The 23,482-nt window shown below is 70.5% G+C and carries 19 protein-coding genes; 10 read left to right on the top strand and 9 right to left on the bottom strand.

Annotation, left to right across the window (positions count from 1 at the left end):
* Nucleotides 1-11: 11 nt before the first annotated feature.
* Genes gspN through RT282_RS03670 form a run of 3 tightly spaced genes read left to right on the top strand, consistent with a single transcriptional unit; the run spans nucleotide 12 to nucleotide 4,563 of the window.
* Complete coding sequence (gene gspN / locus RT282_RS03680) at nucleotides 12-821, top strand: type II secretion system protein N (RefSeq protein WP_313311830.1); 810 nt, start codon at nucleotides 12-14, stop codon at nucleotides 819-821.
* Nucleotides 822-831: 10 nt separating this feature from the next.
* Nucleotides 832-3,162 (top strand): type II secretion system secretin GspD, encoded by a 2,331-nt coding sequence (gene gspD, locus RT282_RS03675; RefSeq protein ID WP_313311827.1) that lies wholly within the window; start codon nucleotides 832-834, stop codon nucleotides 3,160-3,162.
* A gap of 12 nt (nucleotides 3,163-3,174) precedes the next feature.
* Nucleotides 3,175-4,563, top strand: coding sequence for a GspE/PulE family protein (locus RT282_RS03670; RefSeq protein ID WP_313311824.1), 1,389 nt, complete (start codon nucleotides 3,175-3,177; stop codon nucleotides 4,561-4,563).
* A gap of 148 nt (nucleotides 4,564-4,711) precedes the next feature.
* On the opposite strand, the gene RT282_RS03665 is transcribed toward RT282_RS03670, so the two are convergent.
* Nucleotides 4,712-5,233 carry a CZB domain-containing protein gene (locus tag RT282_RS03665; RefSeq protein ID WP_313311821.1) on the bottom strand — a complete coding sequence of 174 codons (522 nt, stop codon included), beginning with the start codon at nucleotides 5,231-5,233 and terminating at the stop codon, nucleotides 4,712-4,714.
* A 181-nt stretch (nucleotides 5,234-5,414) separates the two neighbouring features.
* Between RT282_RS03665 and RT282_RS03660 the strand changes: the two genes are divergently transcribed.
* The 3 genes from RT282_RS03660 (at nucleotide 5,415) to RT282_RS03650 (ending at nucleotide 8,794) form a co-directional block, all read left to right on the top strand.
* Complete coding sequence (locus RT282_RS03660; RefSeq protein ID WP_313311819.1) at nucleotides 5,415-6,413, top strand: LLM class flavin-dependent oxidoreductase; 999 nt, start codon at nucleotides 5,415-5,417, stop codon at nucleotides 6,411-6,413.
* A gap of 79 nt (nucleotides 6,414-6,492) precedes the next feature.
* Entirely contained in the window at nucleotides 6,493-7,719 is a 1,227-nt protein-coding gene (gene gspF, locus RT282_RS03655) for a type II secretion system inner membrane protein GspF (protein ID WP_313311817.1), read from the top strand.
* 148 nt (nucleotides 7,720-7,867) lie between these two features.
* Nucleotides 7,868-8,794 carry a 5'-nucleotidase gene (locus tag RT282_RS03650; RefSeq protein ID WP_313311815.1) on the top strand — a complete coding sequence of 309 codons (927 nt, stop codon included), beginning with the start codon at nucleotides 7,868-7,870 and terminating at the stop codon, nucleotides 8,792-8,794.
* A gap of 78 nt (nucleotides 8,795-8,872) precedes the next feature.
* On the opposite strand, the gene RT282_RS03645 is transcribed toward RT282_RS03650, so the two are convergent.
* The 3 genes from RT282_RS03645 to RT282_RS03635 all read right to left on the bottom strand — a co-directional run bounded on the left by RT282_RS03645 (nucleotide 8,873) and on the right by RT282_RS03635 (nucleotide 12,332).
* The gene (locus RT282_RS03645; protein WP_313311813.1) at nucleotides 8,873-9,316 is read right to left on the bottom strand and encodes a hypothetical protein; all 444 of its coding nucleotides are present in this window, start codon (nucleotides 9,314-9,316) and stop codon (nucleotides 8,873-8,875) included.
* 200 nt (nucleotides 9,317-9,516) lie between these two features.
* A complete protein-coding gene (locus RT282_RS03640; protein ID WP_312305021.1) occupies nucleotides 9,517-10,014 on the bottom strand; it encodes a DUF1854 domain-containing protein in 498 nt (165 codons plus the stop codon).
* Between the two features lie 14 nt (nucleotides 10,015-10,028).
* On the bottom strand, nucleotides 10,029-12,332 hold the full coding sequence (locus RT282_RS03635; RefSeq protein WP_313311811.1) for an ABC transporter ATP-binding protein: 2,304 nt from the start codon (nucleotides 12,330-12,332) through the stop codon (nucleotides 10,029-10,031).
* Nucleotides 12,333-12,628: 296 nt separating this feature from the next.
* Between RT282_RS03635 and cphA (RT282_RS03630) the strand changes: the two genes are divergently transcribed.
* The 3 genes from cphA (RT282_RS03630) to RT282_RS03620 all read left to right on the top strand — a co-directional run bounded on the left by cphA (RT282_RS03630) (nucleotide 12,629) and on the right by RT282_RS03620 (nucleotide 17,964).
* Nucleotides 12,629-14,800, top strand: a complete 2,172-nt coding sequence (gene cphA / locus RT282_RS03630; protein ID WP_313311809.1) for a cyanophycin synthetase — start codon at nucleotides 12,629-12,631, stop codon at nucleotides 14,798-14,800.
* Between the two features lie 96 nt (nucleotides 14,801-14,896).
* The gene (gene cphA / locus RT282_RS03625; RefSeq protein ID WP_313311806.1) at nucleotides 14,897-17,482 is read left to right on the top strand and encodes a cyanophycin synthetase; all 2,586 of its coding nucleotides are present in this window, start codon (nucleotides 14,897-14,899) and stop codon (nucleotides 17,480-17,482) included.
* A complete protein-coding gene (locus RT282_RS03620) occupies nucleotides 17,482-17,964 on the top strand; it encodes a CreA family protein (RefSeq protein WP_312756663.1) in 483 nt (160 codons plus the stop codon). Before cphA (RT282_RS03625) ends, RT282_RS03620 begins: the two co-directional genes overlap by 1 nt.
* A gap of 78 nt (nucleotides 17,965-18,042) precedes the next feature.
* On the opposite strand, the gene RT282_RS03615 is transcribed toward RT282_RS03620, so the two are convergent.
* Nucleotides 18,043-18,714 carry a DsbA family oxidoreductase gene (locus tag RT282_RS03615; RefSeq protein ID WP_409519442.1) on the bottom strand — a complete coding sequence of 224 codons (672 nt, stop codon included), beginning with the start codon at nucleotides 18,712-18,714 and terminating at the stop codon, nucleotides 18,043-18,045.
* A gap of 10 nt (nucleotides 18,715-18,724) precedes the next feature.
* On the bottom strand, nucleotides 18,725-20,266 hold the full coding sequence (locus tag RT282_RS03610; protein ID WP_313311804.1) for an AMP-binding protein: 1,542 nt from the start codon (nucleotides 20,264-20,266) through the stop codon (nucleotides 18,725-18,727).
* Between the two features lie 246 nt (nucleotides 20,267-20,512).
* Between RT282_RS03610 and RT282_RS03605 the strand changes: the two genes are divergently transcribed.
* Nucleotides 20,513-20,884: a response regulator gene (locus RT282_RS03605; RefSeq protein WP_313311802.1), complete on the top strand. Its 372-nt coding sequence runs from the start codon at nucleotides 20,513-20,515 to the stop codon at nucleotides 20,882-20,884.
* Between the two features lie 2 nt (nucleotides 20,885-20,886).
* Here RT282_RS03605 and RT282_RS03600 read toward each other — a convergent pair whose 3' ends face one another.
* From RT282_RS03600 to RT282_RS03590, 3 genes are read right to left on the bottom strand one after another with little or no spacing between them, the layout of a single operon-like run.
* On the bottom strand, nucleotides 20,887-22,053 hold the full coding sequence (locus RT282_RS03600) for an ATP-binding protein (protein WP_409519441.1): 1,167 nt from the start codon (nucleotides 22,051-22,053) through the stop codon (nucleotides 20,887-20,889).
* On the bottom strand, nucleotides 22,050-22,640 hold the full coding sequence (locus RT282_RS03595; RefSeq protein ID WP_313311800.1) for a chemotaxis protein CheB: 591 nt from the start codon (nucleotides 22,638-22,640) through the stop codon (nucleotides 22,050-22,052). The genes RT282_RS03600 and RT282_RS03595 overlap by 4 nt, the downstream gene beginning before the upstream one ends.
* Entirely contained in the window at nucleotides 22,637-23,470 is an 834-nt protein-coding gene (locus RT282_RS03590; protein ID WP_312305041.1) for a protein-glutamate O-methyltransferase CheR, read from the bottom strand. Before RT282_RS03590 ends, RT282_RS03595 begins: the two co-directional genes overlap by 4 nt.
* Between the last annotated feature and the right edge of the window lie 12 nt (nucleotides 23,471-23,482).

Raw genomic sequence — 23,482 nt, 5'->3', positions numbered from 1 at the left:
GGCCGCTGCCCGTGTCAACTGCCTCCCGCCGCTTCGCATCCGCCGCCCAGGGCGCCCGCGCGCCCTGGGGCTGGGCCGCCGCCGGGCTGTGCCTGGGGCTGCTGGCGGTGGCCGTGCTGGCCGCGCCCGCGCGCTGGCTGGCGGCCCAGGTGGAGCGCGCCAGCGGTGGCCAGGTGCTGCTGCACGACGCCCAGGGCACGCTGTGGAACGGCTCGGCCCAGCTGGTGCTCACGGGCGGCGCCGGCAGCGGCGACCAGTCGGCCCTGCCGGGCCGCCTGCACTGGCAGCTGCGTCCGGCCTGGCTGGGCGCGCGCGTGCAGCTGGCGGCCGATTGCTGCACCAGCACACCCCTGCGCCTGCGCGCGGATGCTGGCTGGCGCACGCTGCACCTGCAGGTGGCCGACGGCGCCAGCCAGTGGCCGGCCGCCGTGCTGGCCGGCCTGGGCACGCCGTGGAACACTGTCCAGCCCCAGGGCCAGCTGCAGCTGGCCACGCACGGCCTGTCGCTGGCCTGGGCGCAGGGGCGGCTGGCCCTGGCCGGCAGCGTGCAGCTGGATGCGCTGGCCATGTCCTCGCGCCTGTCCACGCTCAGGCCCATGGGCAGCTACCGCCTGCAGCTGGCCGGCGGCGAAGCGCCGACGCTGCAGCTGTCCACGCTGGACGGTGCGCTGCTGCTGTCGGGCAGCGGCCAGTGGGTGGGGCAGCGCCTGCGCTTCACGGGCGAGGCCAGCGCCGCGCCGGGCAGCGAGGCAGCCCTGGCCAATCTTCTGAATATCATCGGGCGGCGCAGCGGCGCGCGTTCCGTCATCACACTGGGCTGAGAAGCTGCTCATGACCATCAAGATTTTCCGGCCCGGCCGCACCAACGCTCTGCATTTGATAGCTGCCAGCGCTTTGCTGGCGGGGCTTATAGGCCAAATTCATGCCCAAACCGGTAGCGTGCGCGCGAGCGAGCCGGTGACGCTGAACTTCGCCGGCGCCGACATCGAGGCCGTGGCCCGCACCATGGCCACCATCACCGGGCGCAACGTGGTGGTGGACCCGCGTGTGAAGGGCCAGCTGACGCTGGTGACCGAAAAGGCGGTGCCGCCCCAGGCGGCGTTCCAGCAGTTCCTGGCGGCGCTGCGGCTGCAGGGCTTCACGGTGGTCGAATCTGCCGGCCTGTACAAGGTGGTGCCCGAGGCCGACGCCAAGCTGCAGGCCGACGCCGTCAAGGTCACCCAGGGCCCGTCGGGCCGCGCGCCCGCGGGCGGGCAGGTGGTCACGCAGATCTTCAAGCTGAACTTCGAGAACGCCGCCAACCTGGTGCCGGTGCTGCGCCCGCTCATCAGCCCGAACAACACCATCAACGTCAACCCGGGCAACAACTCGCTGGTCATCACCGACTACGCCGACAACCTGCAGCGCCTGGCGCGCATCGTGGCGGCCATGGACGTGTCGAACGCCAGCGACGTGGAGGTCATCCCGCTGCAGCACGCCGTGGCCACCGACCTGGTGCCGCTGGTGGCGCGCCTGATCGAGGGCGGCTCGGCCAATGCCGCCACGCCGGCCGCGGCCCAGGGGCAGACCGATACGTCCTTCAAAACCACGCTGCTGGCCGAGCCGCGCAGCAACGCCATCGTCGTGCGCGCCGCCAACCCGGCGCGCGTGGCCCTGGTGCGCTCGCTGGTGGCCAAGCTGGACCAGCCGGCCGCGCCCGGCTCCAGCGCCGCCAGCGGCAACATCCACGTGGTCTACCTGAAGAACGCCGACGCCGTGAAGCTGGCCACCACGCTGCGCGCGGCGCTGTCGGGCGGGGCCGGCGGCGGCGGGGCCGATACGAGCACCGGAACCACCGGCGGGCTGGGCCAGCGCACCGGCGCGCTGGGCGGCGCGGCCGGCGGCCTGGGGCAGTCCGGCAGCAGCCTGGGCCAGCAGGGTGCGGGCGGCCTGGGCCAGCAGGGCGGGCTGGGGATGGGCGGGCAGCTGTCCGGCAGCGGCAGCCAGGGCAGCCAGCCGTCCACGGGCGGCATCATCCAGGCCGACCCGTCCACCAACTCGCTGATCATCACGGCGCCCGAGCCGCTGTTCCGCCAGATCCGCACCGTCATCGATCAGCTGGACGGCCGCCGCGCCCAGGTGCTGGTGGAGAGTCTGATCGTCGAGGTGCGCGCCAGCAAGGTGGCCGAGTTCGGCATCCAGTGGCAGGGCGTGCTGGGCAACTACGGCAGCACGCTGGGCGTGCTGGGCACCAACTCCGGCGTGACGGGCACCAACATCCTGGACCTGGCCATCGCCGCCGCCGGCGCCAGCACGGGCAACCTGTCCAGCCTGGCCAACGTGAAACCCTCGGCCGGCCTGAACGCCGCCGTCGTCCCGCGCATCAACGGCAAGTACTACCTGGGGGCGCTGGCCAACTTCCTGGAGGGCACGGGCGACGCCAACGTGCTGTCCACGCCCAACCTGATGACGCTGGACAACGAGGAAGCGCAGATCATCATCGGCGACAACGTGCCCTTCGTGACCGGCTCGTACGCCAACACCGGCGGCAACGGCGGCGCCGTGAACCCCTTCACCACCGTGGAGCGCAAGGACGTGGGCCTGATGCTGCGCGTGCGCCCCACCATCAACGAGAACGGCACCGTCAAGCTGACGCTGTACCAGGAGGTCTCCAAGGTCGCCGGCAACACGCTGAACAACGCCAACGGACCCACCACCAGCAAGCGCTCCATCGAATCCACCGTGCTGGTGGACGACGGCAGCGTCATCGTCATCGGCGGCCTGCTGGAAGACAACTACGGCCTGAACCAGGACAAGGTGCCGGTGGCCGGCGACCTGCCGCTGCTGGGCAGCCTGTTTCGCAGCGAGCGGCGCTCGCGCGAGAAGACCAACCTGATGGTCTTCCTGCGCCCCATGGTCATCCGCGACAACGCCACCAGCGACGCGCTGATGGTCGACCGCTACGAGGCCATCCGCGCGCTGCAGCAGGGCAGCCAGCCGGCGCCCAGCATGGTCATGCGCGCCGTCTCCGACGCGCCGGTGCTGCCGGCCCTGCCGGTGCCCGCCGGTGCCGCGGCTCCCGCCGCGCTGCCCGCGCCGCTCGCCCCGGTGGTGCCCGAGCCGCGCCCGGCAGCGCCTGTCGCGCCTGCCGCACCGCTCGGCGACCCGTACAGCCCGCAGTAAGGCGCGCCCGCCATGCGCCACCCCCTGCCCTACGCCTTCGCGCGCTCGCACCAGCTGCTGCTGGAGGACGACGGCCAGCAACTCGTGCTGTGGCACGGCCCGCAGCCGGCGCCGGCTGCGCTGTCGGAGGTGCTGCGCAAGCACCGCGTGCAGCAGCTCATGGCGCTGGAGGCAGCGCCGCTGGCCCAGCGCATCAGCCAGGCCTATTCGCAAAGCGAGTCCAGCGCCGCCACGGTGGTCAGCGAGGTGGAAGGCGGCGCCGACCTGTCGCGCATGATGCAGGAGCTGCCCGCCGTGGAGGACCTGCTGGAGTCCGCCGGCGATGCGCCCATCATCCGCATGCTCAACGCCCTGCTGACGCAGGCCGTGCGCGACGGCGCCAGCGACATCCACATCGAGCCCTACGAGCGCCATTCCAGCGTGCGCTTTCGCGTGGACGGGTCCTTGCGCGAGGTGGTGCAGCCCAACCGCGCGCTGCACGCCGCCCTCATCAGCCGCCTGAAGATCATGGCGGACCTGGACATTTCCGAAAAGCGCCTGCCCCAGGACGGCCGCATCAGCCTGCGCCTGGGCACGCGCGCCATCGACGTGCGCGTCTCCACCCTGCCCAGCGCCCACGGCGAGCGTGCCGTGCTGCGCCTGCTGGACAAGAGCGAGAGCCGCCTGTCGCTGGAGTCGGTGGGCATGCAGGGCGACGTGCTGGCGCGCATGGAGCACCTGATCGCCCAGCCGCACGGCATCGTGCTGGTGACCGGCCCCACCGGCTCGGGCAAGACCACCACGCTGTACGCCGCGCTGGCGCGCCTGGACGCGGCGCGCAGCAACATCATGACGGTGGAAGACCCCATCGAGTACGAGCTGCCCGGCGTGGGCCAGACGCAGGTCAACTCCAAGATCGAGCTGACCTTCGCCAAGGCCCTGCGCGCCATCCTGCGCCAGGACCCGGACGTGATCATGATCGGCGAGATCCGCGACTTCGAGACCGCGCAGATCGCCATCCAGGCCAGCCTGACCGGCCACCTGGTGCTGGCCACGCTGCACACCAACGACGCGGCCAGCGCCGTCACGCGGCTGGTGGACATGGGCGTGGAGCCGTTCCTGCTCTCGTCGTCGCTGCTGGGCGTGCTGGCCCAGCGCCTGGTGCGCAAGTACTGCCCGCAGTGCCACGGCAGCGGCTGCGAGCACTGCGGCCAGACCGGCTACGCCGGGCGCACCGGCGTGTTCGAGCTGCTGGTGGTGGATGACGCCATCCGCGCGCAGATCCACGCCGGCGCGGCGGAGTCCGACATCCGCGCCCAGGCCCTGGCCGGCGGCATGACGCTGATGCGCGACGACGGCCAGCGGCTGGTGCAGGCCGGCATCACCAGCCCCGAGGAAGTGCTGCGCGTCACGCGCGATTGAGCAGCTATCAAAAAGTAAGCTGCTGGCGCTTTTCCAGCAAGGATCTCGACGGCAAAACAACTTGAAAGCCGCAGAGATCAAGCGCTAGCAGCTATTGTTTTTGCAGCAACCCGGTTTCACCTCGCGCCTGGGGGCCCTCAGCGGAGCGTCACGGCTGGCGCTGCGGCAGTGCGGCCTGAAGGCGCGCGCCGGGCAGCCCGCGCTGCAGTTCCCGCAGCAGCAGCACGACCTGGCGCGATGCGTGCTGGCAACGCTTGTAGGCCTGCTCGGCCTGCGCCATCTCGCCGGCCTCGGCATGCCGGATGAGGACCGCCGCCTGCTGGTGGAAGTAGCGGTGGCGGCTCATCAGCATGTCGAACGCCGGAAAGTGCCCCAGCGCCGTCCGGCCGCTGTCGTGCAGCCACTGGCCCAGCTCGGAGCAGCGGTCGTCGGCCACCACGTCGGCGCGCAGGCGCTCGTCGCGCTGGCCCTGCAGCAGGGAGCCCAGCCAGGGCAGCCAGCGCTCGTGTCCGACGATGGCCGCGTCGATGTCGAACTGCGCCATCACGCGGCCGGCCTCCTCGTCGAACAGCACCAGTTCGCTGGCCTCGCCGCCGGGCAGCGACGACCAGTCGGACGGAGCCTTCAGCCCGTCTGAGCGTGGTTGGAATAGTCGGCTGAAAAACCCCATGGCGCTCCCCCCGTTCATCAGGCACTGCGCGCGCCGCTGCAGAGCATTTCTACTATTGTGGTGCAGACTGAATTATCCGCCTCAAGATGTATCAAGTGCCTGCTATGAATGTCAACTATGCGATAGCGACAGCAATGGCCCACGCCAGCAGGGAAACGCCGCCGTGTCCACAATGGCAGCCATGAGCACACCACGCCTTCCCCTGCTTTCCTTCCTGGATCTGGTCGCCGTGCGCGAGGGCGGCAGCGTCGCCCAGGCGCTGGAGCTGGCCGTGCGCACCGCGCGTCATGCTGAAATCCTGGGCTTTACCCGCTACTGGGTGGCCGAGCACCACAACATGCCGGGCATCGCCAGCTCCGCCACCGCCGTGCTGGTGGGCCACCTTGCCGGCGCCACGCAGACCATCCGCGTGGGCTCGGGCGGCATCATGCTGCCCAACCACGCGCCGCTGGTGGTGGCCGAGGCCTTCGGCACGCTGGCCGAGCTCTACCCGGGCCGCATCGACCTGGGGCTGGGCCGCGCCCCCGGCACCGACGGCCCCACCATGCGCGCCCTGCGCCGCGACCGCGTGGAGCGCGAGGAGGACTTCCCGCGCGATGTGGCCGAGCTGCAGCGCCTGCTGGCGCCGGCTGAAGCAGGCCAGCGGCTGATCGCCGTGCCTGGCGCCGGCACCGAGGTGCCCATCTGGCTGCTCGGCTCCAGCCTGTTCTCGGCCCAGCTGGCGGCGCACATGGGCCTGCCCTACGCCTTTGCCTCGCACTTCGCGCCGCGCATGCTGCACTCGGCCATCGAGCTGTACCGCCGGCTGTTTAAGCCCTCCAAGGTGCTGGCCAAGCCCTACGTGATGATCGGCGTGCCGGTCATCGCCGCTCCCACCGACGAGGAGGCGCAGCTGCTGGCCAGCAGCACCTACCAGCGCGTGCTGTGCATCTTGACCGGCCAGCGCGGCCTGCTCGCCCCGCCCGTGCCCGGCTACCTGGAAAGCCTGGGCTATCAGGAGCGCCAGGCAATCGCCGACTTTCTCGCCGTGGGCGTCGTGGGCGGGCCGGACACCGTGCGCGCCGGCCTGCGCGCGCTGGCCAGCAGCACGCAGGCGGATGAGTTCATGCTGGTGTCGGACGTGTACGACCCTGAGCTGCGCCTGCGCTCGCTGCAGATCACCGCCCAGGCGCACGCCTAGCGTAAAAAGCCCCCCGACCGCTGTAGCGGCGCTACCATGGCAGGCTCGCCGCCCCGCCGACCCATCGCCCGCCTAGCGCATGCCTGCCTATTCCTTTGAAGCCCTGGACGCCGAAGGCCGCGTGCGCCGCGGCACGGTGGATGCCGACACCCCCAAGGCGGCGCGCGGCCTGCTGCGCGCCCAGGCCCTGGTGCCGCTGGACGTGCAGGCGCTGGCCGCCGAGGCCCGCACCGGCGCCGGCCAGGGCGGGCTGCAGCGGCTGTTCACGCGGCCGGTGTTCAACGCCACGGGCCTGGCCATTTGGACGCGCCAGCTGGCCGGGCTGGTGTCATCGGGCCTGCCGTTGGAGCGCGCCCTCACCGCCCTGGCCGAGGAGGCCGACACCCAGCCGCAGCGCCACCTGGTGGCCGCCCTGCGCGCCGAGGTCAACGCCGGCTCGCCCTTCGCCCGCGCGCTGGCGCTGCACCCCGAGTTCTCCGACATCTACTGCGCCGTGATCGGCGCCGGCGAGGCCAGCGGCGCGCTGGGCGAGGTGCTGGAGCGCCTGGCCGACGACCTGGAGGCGCGCCAGCAGCTGCGCGCCAAGCTGGTCGGCGCGGCGCTGTACCCGGCCATCGTCACCGTGGTGGCCATTGTCATCGTGCTGTTCCTGGTGGGCTACGTGGTGCCGCAGGTGGCCAGCGTGTTCGCCGGCACCAAGCGCGCCCTGCCCTTCCTGACGGTGGCCATGCTGGCCCTGAGCGATTTCGTGCGCGGCTATGGCTGGGCACTGCTGGGCGCTCTGGTATTGATAGCTGCCAGCGCGCGCGCAGCCTTGTCCCGCCCCGCTTTTCGTGAAAAATTCGACGGCGCCTGGCTGCGCCTGCCGCTGGTCGGCCGGCTGGCGCGCGGCTACAACGCGGCGCGCTTTGCCAGCACCCTGGCCATGCTGGCCGGCGCCGGCGTGCCCATCCTGCGCGCGCTGCAAGCCGCCGCCGAGACGCTGAACAACCGCGCCCTGCGCGCCGACGCGCTGGACGCCCTGGCCCTGGTGCGCGAGGGCGCGCCGCTGGCCTCGGCCCTGGGGCAGAAAAAGCGCTTCCCCGGCCTGCTGGCCATGTTCGCCCGCCTGGGCGAGCAGACCGGCCGGCTGCCGCAGATGCTGGACCGCGCCGCCACCCAGCTGGGCACCGAGGTGCAGCGCCGCGCCCTGCAGCTGGCCACCATCCTGGAGCCGCTGCTGATCGTCGGCATGGGCCTGGTCGTCATGCTGATCGTGCTGGCGGTGCTGATGCCCATCATTCAGCTCAACCAATTCGTGAAGTGACGGGACACCCCCCTGAGGCGCTGCGCGCCTTCCCCCCCGCTCTCGCAACGCTGCGCGTTGCGGGCAGGGGACGCAGCCCTCGCTGCGGGGCGGCCCTTGCTCGGCTGCGCTCGCTTCGGGCGCGCCTTTGCATGGAGGCAGGCTGACCATGGCCACCACGTTGGCTGACAAGCTGGTCGTCGCGATTTCGTCGCGGGCGCTGTTTGACTTCGAGGAGGAGAACCGGCTGTTCGAGGCCGGCGACGAGCAGGCCTACATGCGGCGGCAGCTGGAGCTGGTGCAGCAGCCGGCGCGGCCGGGCATCGCCTTTGCGCTGGTCAGGAAGCTGCTGGCCTTCAACACGCCCGGCGCGCCGCGGGTGGAGGTGGTCATGCTCTCGCGCAACGACCCGGCCAGTGGCATGCGGGTGTTCGCCTCGGCCCAGGCGGCGGGCATGCGCATCGAGCGCGGCGTGTTCACGCGCGGGCGCGACCCTTTCGGCTACCTGCGCCCGCTGGGCGCGCACCTGTTTTTGTCGGCCAACGAGGCGGACGTGCGCCAGGCGCTGTCCATCGGCTTTCCCGCCGCGCGGGTGATGGTGGACTCGACCCCGGCCGGCGACCGCTACCCGCGCGAGGTGCGCATCGCCTTCGACGGCGACGCCGTACTGTTCTCCGACGAAGCCGAGCGCGTGTACCAGGACGGCGGCCTGCCGGCCTTCTTGCAGCACGAGGTCTCGCTGGCCGCCACGCCGCTGGCCGAGGGACCGTTCAAGCCGCTGCTGGCGGCGCTGCACCGGCTGCAGCAGCAGGCGGACGCGTCGCAGATGCGCATCCGCACCGCCCTGGTCACCGCGCGCAGCGCCCCGGCGCACGAGCGCGCCGTGCGCACGCTGCTGGACTGGGGCATCACGGTGGACGAGGCGATGTTCCTGGGCGGGCTGGACAAGGGGCCGTTCCTGCGCGAGTTCGAGCCCGATTTCTTCTTCGACGACCAGAGCGGCCACGTCAGCTCCGCCGCGCGGCATGTGCCGGCCGGGCACGTCAGCGCGGGCATCGCCAACGCGCCGCCAGCCAATGTGCAAACAATACGGTAAAAAGCGCCTCAAACGCCCGCGGGGAAAACGCTGATAGCTATTTTTTCAATAGCAACTCGCAGACCTCGAAGGCGGGAATCAACCGCCCGTGCGCTTGACCTTGGGATCGGCGTAGGTCAGCGGCTCGTTATTCTTGACCTGCTGGGCCATGCGCTCGGCCAGGGTCGTCTTGTTGATGTCCTGCGCCATCTCCACGGCGCTGCCGCTGGCGCGCCACATGGACTGGATGAACTCCAGCATCTGCTGGTACAGCGGCGGCTCGCGCGGCGGCTCCTCGGGCTGCTCGGGCGCTTCCTTCTTAGTCTCGGCCAGGGTCCAGTCGCGGTGGGTCTCGTCCGGGTCGCTGGGACGATTGGGTTCGCGGATGACCGAGCCTTCACCCAGGCGGTCGGTGGACTCGACGGCATTGGGAGACTGCACGGGGCGCACGGGCACGGCTCCGCCCGCTCCTGTGGAATACAGGTCGCCCGCCGTGGCCGGGCGCCAAGGCTGGGTCGAACGGTCAACGGGTGGCAATTGCATGGCGAAGGCCCTCCAGTGCATGAATGCAAACGCGCTGGTCGCAGCCAGCGCCTCGTCGTACATCCATAACGGCAAAAAGAAGGGTGAATTAAGCCTTTTTTCGGCGATCGGCCGAAATTAGGTGTTTACCCTTGCTTCTCGCACTCAACGGGATTGACGGCCTTTTCGGACTCCAGCGCCCGTCCAGCCTGCGCTGGCTGCTATAGAAAGCGCTCCAGCAGCTTGCGCGAATGCCGGTCCAGCGCCGTCACATCCGGCACACGGAACTGCAGGCCGCCGCTGGCGGTGATGAGCAGGTGGGTGCGTTCCTCCAGCCGGCGGATGTCCTCCTCGCCCTTGAGGATCAGTTCGGCCGGACCGCGGTCGGTCTCCACCTGCCAGGTGCTGGGCGTAGCAAAGCCCGAGACCGACACCAGCCGCGTGACGACGGGCACGAACTCGCGCGCGGCCAGTTCCTCCTGGATCAGCGCCCGCACGGGCGAGGCCACGTCGCCCAGCCGGGGCAGCCAGGCGATCTCGCGCCCGTCGCTGCCGACCAGCGACACGCCCTCATCCGGCGCGGCGATGGGGAAGGCGCGCACGGGCGTGACGCCCTCGTGCTGCGTGCCATCGGGCAGGCGCAGCACCAGGCGGCCGTGGGCGTTGCGCGTCAGGGTGATGTCGCCCTGCTGCGGTGCGTGAGTGGGGTCGTTGGCCATGGCGCTGGCTCCTTTCACGCCAGCCCCGCCAGGTGGCGCGGGTGGCTGGTGATCTGCAGGCCGGCGGCCTGGGCGTCTTCCTCGGCGCGGCGGGCCTGGGCCTCGTACAGGCGCCAGTAGGCGCCCTGCTTGTCCATCAGCTCGTCGTGCGGGCCGACCTCCACGATCTCGCCGCGGTCCATGACCACCAGCCGGTCGGCCTTGCGCAGCGTGGACAGGCGGTGGGCAATGGCGATGGTGGTGCGGCCCTGCACCAGGTTGTCCAGGGCCTTCTGGATCTCGCGCTCGGTCTCGGTGTCCACGGCGGAGGTGGCCTCGTCCAATATCAGAATGCGTGGGTCGATGAGCAGCGCGCGGGCGATGCTGATGCGCTGGCGCTCGCCGCCCGACAGGCCCTGGCCGCGCTCGCCCACCAGGCTGTCGTAGCCGTGGGGCAGGCGCAGGATGAACTCGTGCGCGTGCGCGGCGCGCGCGGCGGCCACGATCTCCTCGCGCGTGGCCTCCGGCTTGCCATAGGCGATGTTCTCGGCAATGGTGCCGAAGAACAGAAACGGCTCCTGCAGCACCAGGCCGATGTGACGGCGGAAGTCCGCCACGGCCATGCGGCGGATGTCCACGCCGTCGACCAGGATGGCGCCGTCGCTGACGTCGTAAAAACGGCTGATCAGGTTGACCAGCGTGCTCTTGCCCGAGCCGCTGTGGCCTACCAGGCCGATCATCTCGCCGGGGCGGATGGACAGGGACAGGTTCTTGATCACCGTGCGGCTGCCGTAGCGGAAGCCCACGCCCTGCATCTCGATGGCACCGGCCACACGCGGCACCCGCACCGGGTTGACCGGGTCGGGCACGTTGCTCACGTGGTCCAGGATGTCGAAGATGCGCTTGGCGCCGGCGGCCGCCTTCTGCGTGACCGAAACGATGCGGCTCATGGAGTCGAGCCGCGTGTAGAAGCGCCCGATGTAGGCAATGAAGGCCGCCAGCACGCCCACCGTGATCTGGTTCTTCGCCACCAGCCAGATGCCGAAGGCCCAGACCACCAGCAGGCCGATTTCGGTCATCAGCGAGACGGTGGGCGAGAACAGGCTCCAGGTCTTGTTCAGGCGGTCATTGACTTCCAGGTTGTGCTGGTTGGCGGCGCGAAAGCGCTCGGCCTCGCGCTTTTCCTGGGCGAAGGCCTTGACCACGCGGATGCCGGGGATGGTGTCGGCCAGCACGTTGGTCACCTCGCTCCAGACGCGGTCGATGCGCTCGAAGCCGGTGCGCAGCTTGTCGCGCACGGTGTGGATCAGCCAGGCAATGAAGGGCAGCGGCACCAGCGTGACCAGGGCCAGCCAGGGGTTGATGGAAAACAGGATGGCCGCCGTCATGACGATCATCAGCACGTCGGTGGCGAAATCCAGCGCGTTCAGCGACAGAAAGACGTTGATGCGGTCGGTTTCCGAGCCGATGCGCGCCATCAGGTCGCCCGTGCGCTTGCTGCCGAAATACTCCAGCGACAGGCGCAGCAGATGCTCGTAGGTGGCCGTGCGCAGATCGGCGCCGATGCGCTCGGAGACCAGGGCCAGGATGTAGGTGCGCGCCCACCCCAGGCCCCAGGCCAGCAGCGCCGCCAGCAGCAGGCCGCCCAGGTACAGCGCCACCTGGCTGGCGGGGATCTGCTGGCCGTTCTGGTAGGGGATGAGGATATCGTCCATGAGCGGGATGGTCATGTACGGCGGCACCAGCGACGCAGCGGTGGAGGCCAGGGTCAGCGTGAAGCCGGCGGCCAGCTGCTTCTTGTAGGGCCGGGCGAAGCGCCACAGGCGCAGCAGCACCCAGGTGGACGTCTGCGGCGCCTGCTGGCGGGCGCAGGCCGGGCATTCCTCGGCGTCCTGCGGCAGCGGCGTCTGGCAGACGGGGCAGCGCGGCACGTCGTCCTGGGCGGCCAGCGCCCGGTCCGGATGCTGCAGGTGCTCCAGCTGCTGCTCCAGCCGCTGCGCAAAGCCCAGCGCCTGGGCGTGGCGCGCCAGGGTGAAGCGCCACAGCCCCAGGCGCTGCTGTGCATCGTGCAGCTCCACGGTGCCCACGCCACCATGGTCCAGCAGGCGCAATTGCTGGCCGGGCGCCAGCGGCCAGGACTGCACGGCGCCCTCCGGCCCGCAGGCCAGCAGGCGGGTGCCGGTCAGCGCCAGCAGGCCGGGGGCGAAGTTCAAACCGGGGGTGAGGTCAACCTCGAACGCGGCCAGCACGTTCTCCTCGGGGGCGAGCGCCGCTCGCACCTGCTCCGCACAGGGGCCAGACAGGACGCCAGGTGCGTCCAGGGGATGTTGATGTTGCATGTCGTTGGGTCGGGCCTTGAAGGCCGGGGCCGCGGGCGCCGCCAGGCTGGCGCGCCACAGGATGACGGGGGATTGTCCCGGAGCGGAAGGCGCAAGGCGCCGCAATGCCCGTATCGCCCTGTAACGCACCGCACCCGGTGCCGGCTGACATGCGCCGCCCCGCTGTCCGCACCATACTTCCGGCGCACAATCGGCCAGAGCGGCCTGCCCCTGCCGGCCTGCCGCTGACCGAAGAATCTCCCTCGCGGGCCGGGCCGCAGCCCTCGCCCGCCGCTTTTCCTCCCACGCTGTTTCCCATGGCCACATTCGAAGACATCCGACTGCTGCGCACCACCTATCTGCGCGGCCCCAGCGTCTGGACCTACCGCCCCGTCCTGGAGGTCTGGCTGGACCTGGGCGCGCTGGAGGACTACCCCTCCAACAAGCTGCCGGGCTTCAGCGAGCGCCTGACGCGCTGGCTGCCCGACCTGGTCGAGCACCACTGCGGCGTGGGCGAGCGCGGAGGCTTTTTGCAGCGGCTGGAGGGCGGCACCTGGTGCGGCCACGTGCTGGAGCACGTCATCATCGAGCTGCTCAACCTCTCGGGCATGCCGGCGGAGTTCGGCCAGACGCGCGAGACCTCGCAGCGCGGCGTCTACCGCATGGTCTTCCGCTGCCCCGAGGAGGCCGTGGCCCGCGTGGCGCTGACCCATGGCCACCGCCTGACCATGGCCGCCATCAACGACCAGCCGTTCGACCTGGCCGCCGCCATCCAGGACATCAAGACCGCCATCAACGACCGCTACCTGGGCCCCAGCACCGGCTGCATCGTGGCCGCGGCCGGCGAGCGGCGCATCCCGCACATCCGCCTGAACGACGGCAACCTGGTACAGCTGGGCTACGGCGCGGCGCAGCGGCGCATCTGGACGGCCGAGAGCGACCAGACCAGCGCCATCGCCGAGGGCATCGCCCAGGACAAGGACTTCACCAAGCGCCTGCTGGCCTCCTGCGGCGTGCCCGTGCCCGAGGGCCAGGTGGTGGCCAGCGCCGACGAGGGCTGGGAAGTGGCGCAGGAGATCGGCCTGCCCGTCACCGTCAAGCCCAGCGACGGCAACCATGCGCGCGGCGTGACGCTGGAGCTGTCCGGCGAGGCCGAGATCAAGGCGGCCTTCGCCCTGGCCGAGCCCGAGGGCTCGGAGGTCATCGTCGAGCGCTTCATCGAGGGCACCGAGCACCGCCTGCTGGTGGTGGGCGGCAAGGTGGTGGCCGCCTGCCGTGGTGAGCAGGTCAGCGTGACCGGCAACGGCACCGACACCCTGCGCGCCCTGGTAGACGTGGTCAACCAGGACCCGCGCCGCGGTCCCGAGCAGGAATACCCGCTGGACTGGATCAACCTGCAGGCGCCGGCCGTGCAGCTGGAGCTCAAGCGCCAGCAGGTCACGCCCGACAGCGTCATTCCTCAGGGCCAGACGGTGCTGCTGCAGCGCAACGGCAACATGGCCATCGACTGTACCGACGAGGTGCATCCCGACGTTGCCTACTACGCGCAGCTGGCCGCGAAGATCGTCGGCCTGGACATCGCCGGCATGGACATGATCCTGAAGGACGTCTCCCAGCCGATGAAGCCCCAGGGCGGCGCCATCCTGGAGGTGAACGCCGGCCCCGGCCTGCTGATGCACCTCAAACCCACCAGCGGCGCGCCGCGCCCGGTGGGCATGGCCATCGTGGACCACCTCTTTCCGCGTACCGAAGGCAGCGCGGAGGGCGGGCGCATCCCCATCGTGGGCATCGCCGGCACGCAGGGCAACGCCTTCACCGCCCGCCTGGTGGGCTGGCTGCTGCAGCTGTCCGGCCGCCTGACGGGCGTGGCCAGCAGCGAAGGCATGTTCCTGGCCAACCGCCGCACGCAGGCCGGCAGCGCCGCGCACTGGGCCGGCGCGCACCGCCTGCTGACCAACCGCCTGGCCGAGGCCGCCGTCATCCAGACCACGGCCCGCTCCATCCTGGACGAGGGCCTGGCCTATGACCGCTGCCTGGTAGGCGTGGTCACCGACATGGACGGCTTCGAAGACCTGGCCGACCACGACGTGCGCGAGGCCGCGCAGATGACGCGCGTGCTGCGCACCCAGATCGACGTGGTGCTGGGCGATGGCGCCGGCGTGCTGAACGCCGACATCGCCCAGGTGGCCGACCTGGCTCGCCTGTGCGACGGCGAGGTGCTGCTGTACTCCACCGAGGCCGACAACCCGCGGGTGACGGAGCACCGCGCACAGGGCGAGGGCCGGGCGGTGTTCGCCCGCGCTGGCCAGGTCATCCTGGCCACCGGCGCCAGCGAGCGCGTGCTGGGCACGCTGGCCACGCTCAGCCTGCCCGGCGGGCAGCAGCCGGACACGGCGCCGCTGCTGGCGGCCATCGCCACGGCCTGGGCGCTGGACATCACCCCGGAGCTGATCGCCGCGGGCATCAAGACCTTCGAATACCTGGCGTGAGCGTCCCGGAAACTATCAAAACAATAGCTGTCAGCGCATGCTCCATAAGCCCTAGAGGCCTATTTGACTTCAAAGACTGCTGAGAGAAGAAACCCCATGCAGATCACCCGCATCCGCCCCCTGCGCGGCCCCAACCTCTGGACCCGCGCCACCGCCATCGAGGCCGTCGTGCACTGCGACCCCGGCGAGTGCAACCACGCCGCCCTGCCCGGCTTCGAGGACCGGCTGCGCGCGCGCTTTCCGGCCATCGGCGCGCTGCAGCCGCACGGCGCCGATCACGTCCTGACGCTGGCGCACGTGCTGGAGGTGGCCGCGCTGCAGCTGCAGGCGCAGGCCGGCTGCCCCGTCACGTTCAGCCGCACCCAGCAGACGGTGGAAGCCGGCACCTACCAAGTGGTGGTGGAGTACACCGAGGAAGCCGTGGGCCGCCTGGCCATGGAGCAGGCCGGCGCGCTGATCCAGGCCACGCTGCAGGACACGCCGTTCGACGCCGACGCCGTCATCGCCCGCCTGCGCGAGCTGGACGAGGACGAGCGCATCGGCCCGTCCACCGGCTCCATCGTCGACGCGGCTGTGGCGCGCGGTATCCCATTCCGGCGGCTGACCAGCGGATCGCTGGTGCAGCTGGGCTGGGGCTCCAAGGCGCGGCGCATTCAGGCTGCCGAGCTGGACACCACCAGCGCCGTGGCCGAATCCATCGCCCAGGACAAGGACCTGACCAAGCGCCTGTTGCACGCCGCCGGCGTGCCCGTGCCCCTGGGCCGCCCCGTGGCCGACCTGGAGGACGCCTGGGCCGTGGCCCAGGAGGTCGGTCTGCCGGTGGTCGTCAAGCCCCAGGACGGCAACCAGGGCAAGGGCGTGACGGTGAACATCGCCACCCGCGAGCAGCTGGAGGCCGCGTGGAACGCGGCGCGCGAGTACGGCGACGAGATCATGGTCGAGCGCTTTCTGCCCGGGCACGACTTCCGTCTGCTGGTGGTGGGCCGCCAGCTGGTGGCCGCCGCGCGGCGCGACCCGCCGCAGGTGCTGGGCGACGGCCAGCACACAGTGCGCGAGCTGGTCGACATCGTCAACCAGGACCCGCGCCGCGGCACCGGCCACGGCACGGCGCTGACGCGCATCCGCCTGGACGACATCGCCCTGGGCCGCCTGGCCGCCGAGGGCCTCACGCCCGAGTCCGTGCCCGTGCAGGGCCAGCGCGTGGTGCTGCGCAACAACGCCAACCTGTCCACCGGCGGCAGCGCCACCGACGTGACGGACGACGTGCACCCGGACATCGCTGCCCGGGCCGTGGAGGCCGCGCAGACCATCGGCCTGCACATCTGCGGCGTGGACGTGGTCTGCGAGACCATGCTGCGCCCGCTGGAGGAGCAAAACGGCGGCATCGTCGAGGTCAACGCCGCGCCCGGCCTGCGCATGCACCTGTCGCCCTCGTTCGGGCGGCCGCGCAATGTGGGCGCGCCCATGGTGGATGAGCTGTTCGCCCCGGGCGAGGACGGGCGCATCCCCGTGATTGCCGTCACCGGCACCAACGGCAAGACCACCACCACGCGCCTGATCACCCACCTGATGGCCTCGCACGGCCTGCGCGTGGGCATGACCAACACCGACGGCGTGTACGTCGCCGGCCGGCAGATCGACAGCGGCGACTGCTCGGGCCCGAAGAGCGCCCGCAACGTGCTGTTCCACCCCGAGGTGGACGCCGCCGTGCTGGAGTGCGCGCGCGGCGGCATCCTGCGCGAGGGCCTGGGCTTCGACCGCTGCGAGGTGGCCGTGGTCACCAACGTGGGCGCGGGCGACCACCTGGGGCTGAACTTCATCACCACGGTGGACGACGTGGCCGTGCTCAAGCGCGTCATCGTGCAGAACGTGGCGCCCACCGGCTGGGCCGTGCTGAACGCCGCCGACCCGCACGTGGCCGCCATGGCCACGGTGTGCCCGGGCAAGGTCATCTTCTTCGCCGCCGACCGCCACCACCCGGTCATGGCCACGCACCGCGCCCAGGGCAACCGCGTGGTCTACGTGGACGGCGACCACATCGTGGCGGCCGAGGGCTCGTGGCGCGAGAGCGTGCCGCTGCGCGACATCCCGCTCACGCGCGGCGGGACCATCGGCTTCCAGGTGGAGAACGCCATGGCCTCCATCGGCGCCGCCTGGGCCGCCGGCCTGCCGTGGGACACCATCCGCCGGGGCCTGGCCGGCTTCATGAACGACAGCGACAACGCTCCCGGCCGCTTCAACGTCATGGACTACCGCGGCGCCACCGTGATCGCCGACTACGGCCACAACCCGGACGCCATGCGCGCCCTGGTGCAGGCCGTGCAGGCCATGCCGGCGCAGCGGCGCAGCGTGGTCATCAGCGGTGCGGGCGACCGACGCGACGAGGACATCACCGAGCAGACGCAGATCTTGGGCGGGGCCTTCGACGAAGTGGTGCTGTACCAGGACGCCTGCCAGCGCGGGCGCGAGGACGGCGAGGTGCTGGCCCTGCTGCAAAAGGGCCTGCAGGGCGCCGAGCGCACCGGCTACGTGACGGAGATCCACGGCGAGTTCGCCGCCATCGACCACGCTTTGGAGCGCCTGCGCCCCGGCGACCTGTGCCTGGTGCTGGTGGACCAGGTGGAAGAGGCCCTGGCGCACCTGGCCGGCCGCTGCGACGCCGCTGCCGCCGAGGCCCGCTGATGCGCCGCGCCGCCCGCCTGGCCGCTGCCGCCCTGGTCCTGCTGGCCGCCGGTGGCGCCTGGGCCCAGCCCGAGCGCATTGGCAGCGTGGACACGGCCTTCCAGTGGCTGGGGCGCGACCACGACATCGTCGTGGAGGCCTACGACGACCCGCTCGTGCAGGGCGTGACGTGCTACGTCTCGCGCGCTCGCACGGGCGGCATCAAGGGCACGCTGGGTCTGGCGGAGGACCGGGCCGAGGCGTCGATTTCCTGCCATCAGGTCGGGCCCATCCGCATCGCCGAGCCGCTGGCGCGCCAGCAGCAGGTCTTCAGCGAACGCATTTCCGTGCTGTTCAAGCGCCTGCGCGTGGTGCGCATGGTGGACGCGCAGCGCAACGCCCTGGTCTACCTCACGTATTCGGACAAGCTGATCGATGGCTCGCCGCAAAACAGCGTGTCGGCCGTGCCGGTGCCGCGCGAAACGCCGATTCCGGTCAAGTAGCGCGCCGGCAGGGTTTCAAGCCAAATCGGCCTCAAACCCTTGCCAGTCAAGCGCTGGCAGCTATCAAAAAGGGAGTTTTCAGCCCTGCGCCGCGACCTGGCGCAACGCCTGCTCGAACACTTGCACCGGCTGGCCGCCCTGCACCAGGTGGCGTCCGTTGATGATGACGGCCGGCACCGAGCGGATGCCCTGGGCCTGCCAGTGGTTCTCGCGCTCGCGCACCTCGGTGGCGAATTCATCGCTGGCCAGCACCTGGGCGGCGCGCTGGGCGTCCAGCCCCGCCTCGGCCGCCAGGCGCTGCAGCAGGGCATGGTCGCCCGGGTTCTCGCCGCGGCCGAAGTAAGCCTGCAGCAGCGCCCCGCCCAGCGCCAGCTGCTGCGCGGCAGAACCCTCCTTCAGCGCCCAGTACAGCAGCCGGTGCGCGTCGAAGGTGTTGTAGATGTGGGTGCGGCGCTCGTCGTTGAAGGCAAAGCCCAGCTCGCGCCCGCGCTCGGCGATGCTCTGGTGCATCTGCGCCAGCTGCTCGGGCGTGCTGCCATACTTGCCCGCCAGGTGCTGCAGCAGCGGCTCGCCGTCGGAGCCCATGGCGGGATTGAGTTCGAAGGGCTGCAGGTGCAGAGTGAAGCTCACCTCGCCGGCCAGGCGCTGGCGCACCAGCTCCAGCGTCTTGTGGGCGATGGCGCACCACGGGCAAGTGATGTCGGAGACGAAGTCCAGGTGCAGGGGTTTGCGGCTCAGGGTCATGCTCATCACAGCGATCCTAGACCTGGAGAGCGGCAGCGGGATCGCTTGCCCACTGCCGCAGCCCGGTCTTGAGCACCTTGCCGTAGCTGTTCTTGGGCAGCGCCGGCACGAAGCGGTAGGCCTTGGGCCGCTTGAAGCGGGCGATGTGCGCCAGGCACAGCGCGTCCAGCTCGTCGCCGGTCACGGGTGCGGCGCCCGGCGCGGCGACGACGAAGGCCAGCACCACCTCGCCCCACTCGGCGTCGGGCTGGCCGATGACGGCCACCTCCTGCACGCCGGGGTGCAGCAGCAGCACCTCCTCCACCTCGCGCGGGTAGATGTTGGAGCCGCCGGAGATGATCACGTCCTTGGCGCGGTCGCGCAGGGTGAGAAAGCCGTCCTCGTCCAGGCTGCCGACGTCGCCCGTGTGCAGCCAGCCGCCGCGCAGCGTGTCGCTGCTGGCCTGCTCGTTGGCCCAGTAGCCGGCCATGACGGTCTCGCCGCGCACGGCCACCTCGCCCAGCTCGCCGGCGGGCACGGGCGCGCCATCGGCATCGACCACCCGCACTTCGACGCAGGAATGCGCCACACCGACCGAGGCGATGCGCTCGGCCCAGCGCGGGTGCTGCGCATCGGCGATGTGCTGGCGCGACAGCGCGGTGATGGTCATGGGGCACTCGCCCTGGCCGTAGATCTGCACGAACTTCTGGCCCATGGCGGCCAGCGCCCGGCGCAGGTCTTCCACGTACATGGGGCCGCCGCCGTAGACGATGGTCTTGAAGCCGTCGGTGCTGGCACCCGTGGCCTCCACGTGCGCCACCAGGCGCTGCACCATGGTGGGCGCGGCAAACAGCGACAGCCGGCCGACGTCGGCGGCCAGCTGCACCAGCTCGGCCGGATCGAACCCGCCGGACTCAGGCAGCACGTGGCGTGCGCCGCGCAGCATATGGGCATAGTTGTACAGGCCGGCGCCGTGCGACAGCGGCGCGGCGTAGACCATGGCGTCGGCCGCGTCCACCTCGTCCACGTCGGTGAAATAGGCCATGGTCATGGCCAGCAGGTTGCGGTGCGTCTGCATGACGCCCTTGGGCCGGCCGGTGGTGCCGGAGGTGTAGAACAGCGAGGCCACGTCCTGCGGGGCGCGCTCCTGCAGCGCCAGCGGCGCCCCGGCGGCGGCGCGCTCCCATTCGGCGCTGCCCATCTGCAGCACGGCGGCAGGATCGGCTCCCGCCGCCAGCACCGCGCCGTGCAGCACCTGCGAGGCACAGACCACGCGCGCGCCGCTGTGCTGCAGCACGTAGGCCAGCTCGCGCTCGTGCAGCTTGTAGTTGACGGGCACGCTGATGGCGCCGGCCCAGTGGATGGCGTGCAGCGCCTCCAGGTACTGCGGGCAGTTGGCCGAAAACAGCACCACCCGGTCGCCCGGCGCCACGCAGCAGTGCTGGCGCAGGTGCCCTGCCAGCGCCGCCACGCGGGCGCCCAGGGTGCGGTAGTCGTGCAGCACGCGCGCACCCGCCAGCACGGCAGGGCGCGCGCCGTGCACCTGGGCGCTGCGAGCAAGCAATCGGGAGATATTCATGGCGTGATGAAGAGGAAAGAAAAACGGTCGCCCCACTATAGGCAGCCTGCCCGGGATTTGCAGTCGCACACCCTGTACCGCTATGCAAAACATAGCTGCTTGCGCTTTTCCAGTAACGCCTGGAGGCACTTTTCATGCATAGAGCCTGGCACCCATCGGCGGCGTCCTACGCCCAGGACATTCCTGGCTTGCCCACAATGCGGGCTTGCCTTTCTGCTGTCAGTCCATCTTTTGAGGAACTCCGCCTTGCGCATCCTGTACGTCGAAGACAACCCCGAACTGCGCGACACCATTGCCATGCTCATGGAAGCGCCAGGGCGCAGCATCGTCAGCTGCGCCAGCGCCGAGGAGGCGCTGGCCCACGACGGCGATCAGGGGCCCTTCGACCTGGTGATGACGGACGTCAGCCTGCCCGGCATGAGCGGGCCCGAGCTGTGCCGCGCCCTGCTGGCGCGCCACGGGCAGCAGCGCATCGTGCTGTGCTCGGGCTACCACCTGGAGGAAGAGCTGGCCGGCTGCGGCGCCCAGGTGCAGCTGCTGCACAAACCCTTCGATATCGGGGCGCTGGAGGAGCTGCTGGACGACGCCCAGGCCCAGCTGCAAAGCTCCGCCAGCTGATTTCAGCCCCGCTGCGCACTCGTGCGCGGCAGCCAGACCGTGAAGCAGGTGCGCCCATCCCGCGAGGTGGCCTCGATGCTGCCGCAGTGCGCCTGCACGATCTGGTGCACGATGAACAGCCCCAGGCCCAGGCCGTTGTGCCCTCCGCCCGTGCCGCTGGTGCGCCCGCGAAAGGGCTCGAACAGGCGCGGCAGCAGCTCTTGCGGTATCTCGCCGCCGTTGGTGACGCAGACCGTCACGCCATCGGGGGCGCTGCCGTCCAGCCGCAGCTGCACCGGCACCTGCGGCGTGCCATGGTGCATGGCGTTGCCCAGCAGGTTGGCCAGCATCTGGCCCAGGCGTTCGCCGTCCCAAGAGCCATGGAGGTCGCCCTGACACTGCAGCTGCAGTTCGCGCTGTGGGTGGCTGGCCCGCACTTCCTGCAGCACGCGCTCGGCCTGCTCGGCCAGATCGGTGGGCGCGGCCAGCATGACCAGCCCCCCGTTCTGGCGCGCGCGCGTCACGTCCAGCAGGTCCTCGATCATCGCCAGCATGCGCCGGCCTGCCTGCTCGGCCTTGATCGCCAACGCCTGCACCTTCTGCGGCTCCAGCGGCCGCTGCAGCACGGCCGTGCTGGCCAGGATGGCCGACAACGGCGTGCGCAGGTCGTGCCCCAGCACCGCCATGAACATCTCGTTGATGTACAGCGCCTCGGTGCGCTGCTGCAACTCGCAGGCCAGGGCGTGCTTTTGCCGGTGCAGGTCGAAGAACACGCGCGCCTTGTTGATCAGCATGTGCGGATCGATGGGCTTGTACAGAAAGTCCACCGCGCCGCTTTCATAGCCCACGAACTGGCGCCGCTGGTCGTGCGCGCCGGCGGTCATGAAGATCAGCGGAATGTGGCGCGTGCGCTCGGCCCCGCGGATCAGCTCGGCCAGCTCGAAGCCGTTCATCTCGGGCATCTGCACGTCCAGCAGTGCCAGGGCCACATCGTTTTCGCGCAGCAGCAGCTCCAGCGCTTCGGCGCCGGAGGCCGCCTTGAGGATGTCCACGTCCTCGCCCTGCAACAACGCCTCCAGGGCCACCAGGTTTTCCGGCACGTCGTCCACCAGCAGGCAGCGCACCCGCGCACCCTGCTGGGGGCAGGAAATGCTGGCGCAGGTGGCTTTGGCAGCATTGGCGAAGATCACGAAACTCTCCCTTGGTGCAATTGGTTCAGCAGGGGCGCCATGTCCGCGGGCGCCAGCACGTAGTCCGGCTGGAGCAGTGCCAAAGCCGCCTCTGGCATGGCCGCGGCGCTGGCGCTGGCGGGCGACTGCACGCAGGTGGTGCCGCCCATGCGCTGCACCACGGCCAGGCCGCGTGCACCGTCGGCATTGGCGCCCGACAGCAGCAGTGCCGTGAGCGCCGGGCCGTACACGTCGGCGGCGGACTCGAACAGCACGTCGATGGAAGGCCGCGAAAAGTGCAGCGGCGGATCGATGGACAGGGCCAGCGACGGCCCCGCATCCACCAGCAGATGGTAGTCGGGTGGCGCAAAGAAAATCTGCCCTGCCTTCAGGGGCTCCTTGTCCTGCGCCTCGCGAACGGCCAGCGCGCACCGGTGGCGGAAGATGTCGCACAGCAGGCTGGGCTGTTCGCGCGGCAGGTGCAGCGCCACCACCACCACGGCGTCGAGCTGGCCGGCCAGCGCCGGCAGCACCTGGCTCAGCACCTCAAGGCTGCCGGCCGAGCCGCCGATGACCACTGCTCGCGGCACGGACGCAGCGCCGGTCATGCGTCGCCTCGCTTTTGGTAGATGCGCTGGCCGGGCACGAACTCGTCGAACTGCGCCGCGTGGGAGGAAAAGCGCAGTGATTCCTTGGAGCCCAGGCCCAGAAAGCCCCGGCGGCACAGCGCCTCGTGGAACAGCGCCAGGGCGCGGTCCTGCAACTGCCGGTCAAAGTAGATCAGCACGTTGCGGCAGGAAATCAGCTGCACCTCGGCAAACACGCTGTCCGTGGCCAGGCTGTGGTCGGAAAACACGATGTGCCGGCGCAAGCTCTTGTCGAACACCACGCGGCCGTAGGCGGCGCTGTAGTGCTCCGACAGCGAGGTGTGGCCTCCCGAGCGCGCATGGTTTTCGGTGAAGCCGGGCACGCGGTCGATGTCGTACACACCGGCCTCGGCCTTTTGCAGGGCGCTGGCGTTGATGTCGGTGGCGTAGATCAGGGAGCGCTCCAGCAGCCCTTCCTCGCGCAGCAGGATGGCCATGGAATAGACCTCCTCGCCCGCGCTGCAGCCGGCCACCCAGATCTTGAGCGAGGGGTAGGTGCGCAGTATCGGCACCACCTTCTCGCGCAGCGCGCGGAAATACTCCGGGTCGCGGAACATCTCGCTGACCTGCACCGTGAGGTATTGCAGCAGCGCCGGGAACACGGTCGGCTCATGCAGCACCAGGTGCTGCAGCTGCGACAGGGTGCGGCAGTTGAAGTGCACCAGCGCGGTCTGCAGCCGGCGCTTGAGCGAGGCCTGGGCATAGCCCCGGAAGTCATAGTGGTAGCGGCGATAGATGGCCTCGATCAGCAGATGCTGCTCGATCTCGGCGGTCTTGCGGGTGTGCGGCACGGTATCAGGGCG

Origin of the sequence: Pulveribacter sp. (assembly GCF_032079985.1) — a bacterium.
GTDB lineage: Bacteria > Pseudomonadota > Gammaproteobacteria > Burkholderiales > Burkholderiaceae_C > Melaminivora.
This window is presented reverse-complemented; position numbering and strand designations above follow the sequence as displayed.

Excerpts from the sequence above, each read along its gene's own strand:
- gspD (WP_313311827.1), top strand. The coding sequence starts at position 832 with ATGACCATCAAGATTTTCCGGCCCGGCCGCACCAACGCTCTGCATTTG.
- RT282_RS03670 (WP_313311824.1), top strand. The coding sequence starts at position 3,175 with ATGCGCCACCCCCTGCCCTACGCCTTCGCGCGCTCGCACCAGCTGCTG.
- RT282_RS03665 (WP_313311821.1), bottom strand. The coding sequence starts at position 5,233 with ATGGGGTTTTTCAGCCGACTATTCCAACCACGCTCAGACGGGCTGAAG.
- RT282_RS03660 (WP_313311819.1), top strand. The coding sequence starts at position 5,415 with ATGAGCACACCACGCCTTCCCCTGCTTTCCTTCCTGGATCTGGTCGCC.
- gspF (WP_313311817.1), top strand. The coding sequence starts at position 6,493 with ATGCCTGCCTATTCCTTTGAAGCCCTGGACGCCGAAGGCCGCGTGCGC.
- RT282_RS03650 (WP_313311815.1), top strand. The coding sequence starts at position 7,868 with ATGGCCACCACGTTGGCTGACAAGCTGGTCGTCGCGATTTCGTCGCGG.
- RT282_RS03645 (WP_313311813.1), bottom strand. The coding sequence starts at position 9,316 with ATGCAATTGCCACCCGTTGACCGTTCGACCCAGCCTTGGCGCCCGGCC.
- RT282_RS03640 (WP_312305021.1), bottom strand. The coding sequence starts at position 10,014 with ATGGCCAACGACCCCACTCACGCACCGCAGCAGGGCGACATCACCCTG.
- RT282_RS03635 (WP_313311811.1), bottom strand. The coding sequence starts at position 12,332 with ATGCAACATCAACATCCCCTGGACGCACCTGGCGTCCTGTCTGGCCCC.
- cphA (WP_313311809.1), top strand. The coding sequence starts at position 12,629 with ATGGCCACATTCGAAGACATCCGACTGCTGCGCACCACCTATCTGCGC.
- cphA (WP_313311806.1), top strand. The coding sequence starts at position 14,897 with ATGCAGATCACCCGCATCCGCCCCCTGCGCGGCCCCAACCTCTGGACC.
- RT282_RS03620 (WP_312756663.1), top strand. The coding sequence starts at position 17,482 with ATGCGCCGCGCCGCCCGCCTGGCCGCTGCCGCCCTGGTCCTGCTGGCC.
- RT282_RS03615 (WP_409519442.1), bottom strand. The coding sequence starts at position 18,714 with ATGAGCATGACCCTGAGCCGCAAACCCCTGCACCTGGACTTCGTCTCC.
- RT282_RS03610 (WP_313311804.1), bottom strand. The coding sequence starts at position 20,266 with ATGAATATCTCCCGATTGCTTGCTCGCAGCGCCCAGGTGCACGGCGCG.
- RT282_RS03595 (WP_313311800.1), bottom strand. The coding sequence starts at position 22,640 with ATGACCGGCGCTGCGTCCGTGCCGCGAGCAGTGGTCATCGGCGGCTCG.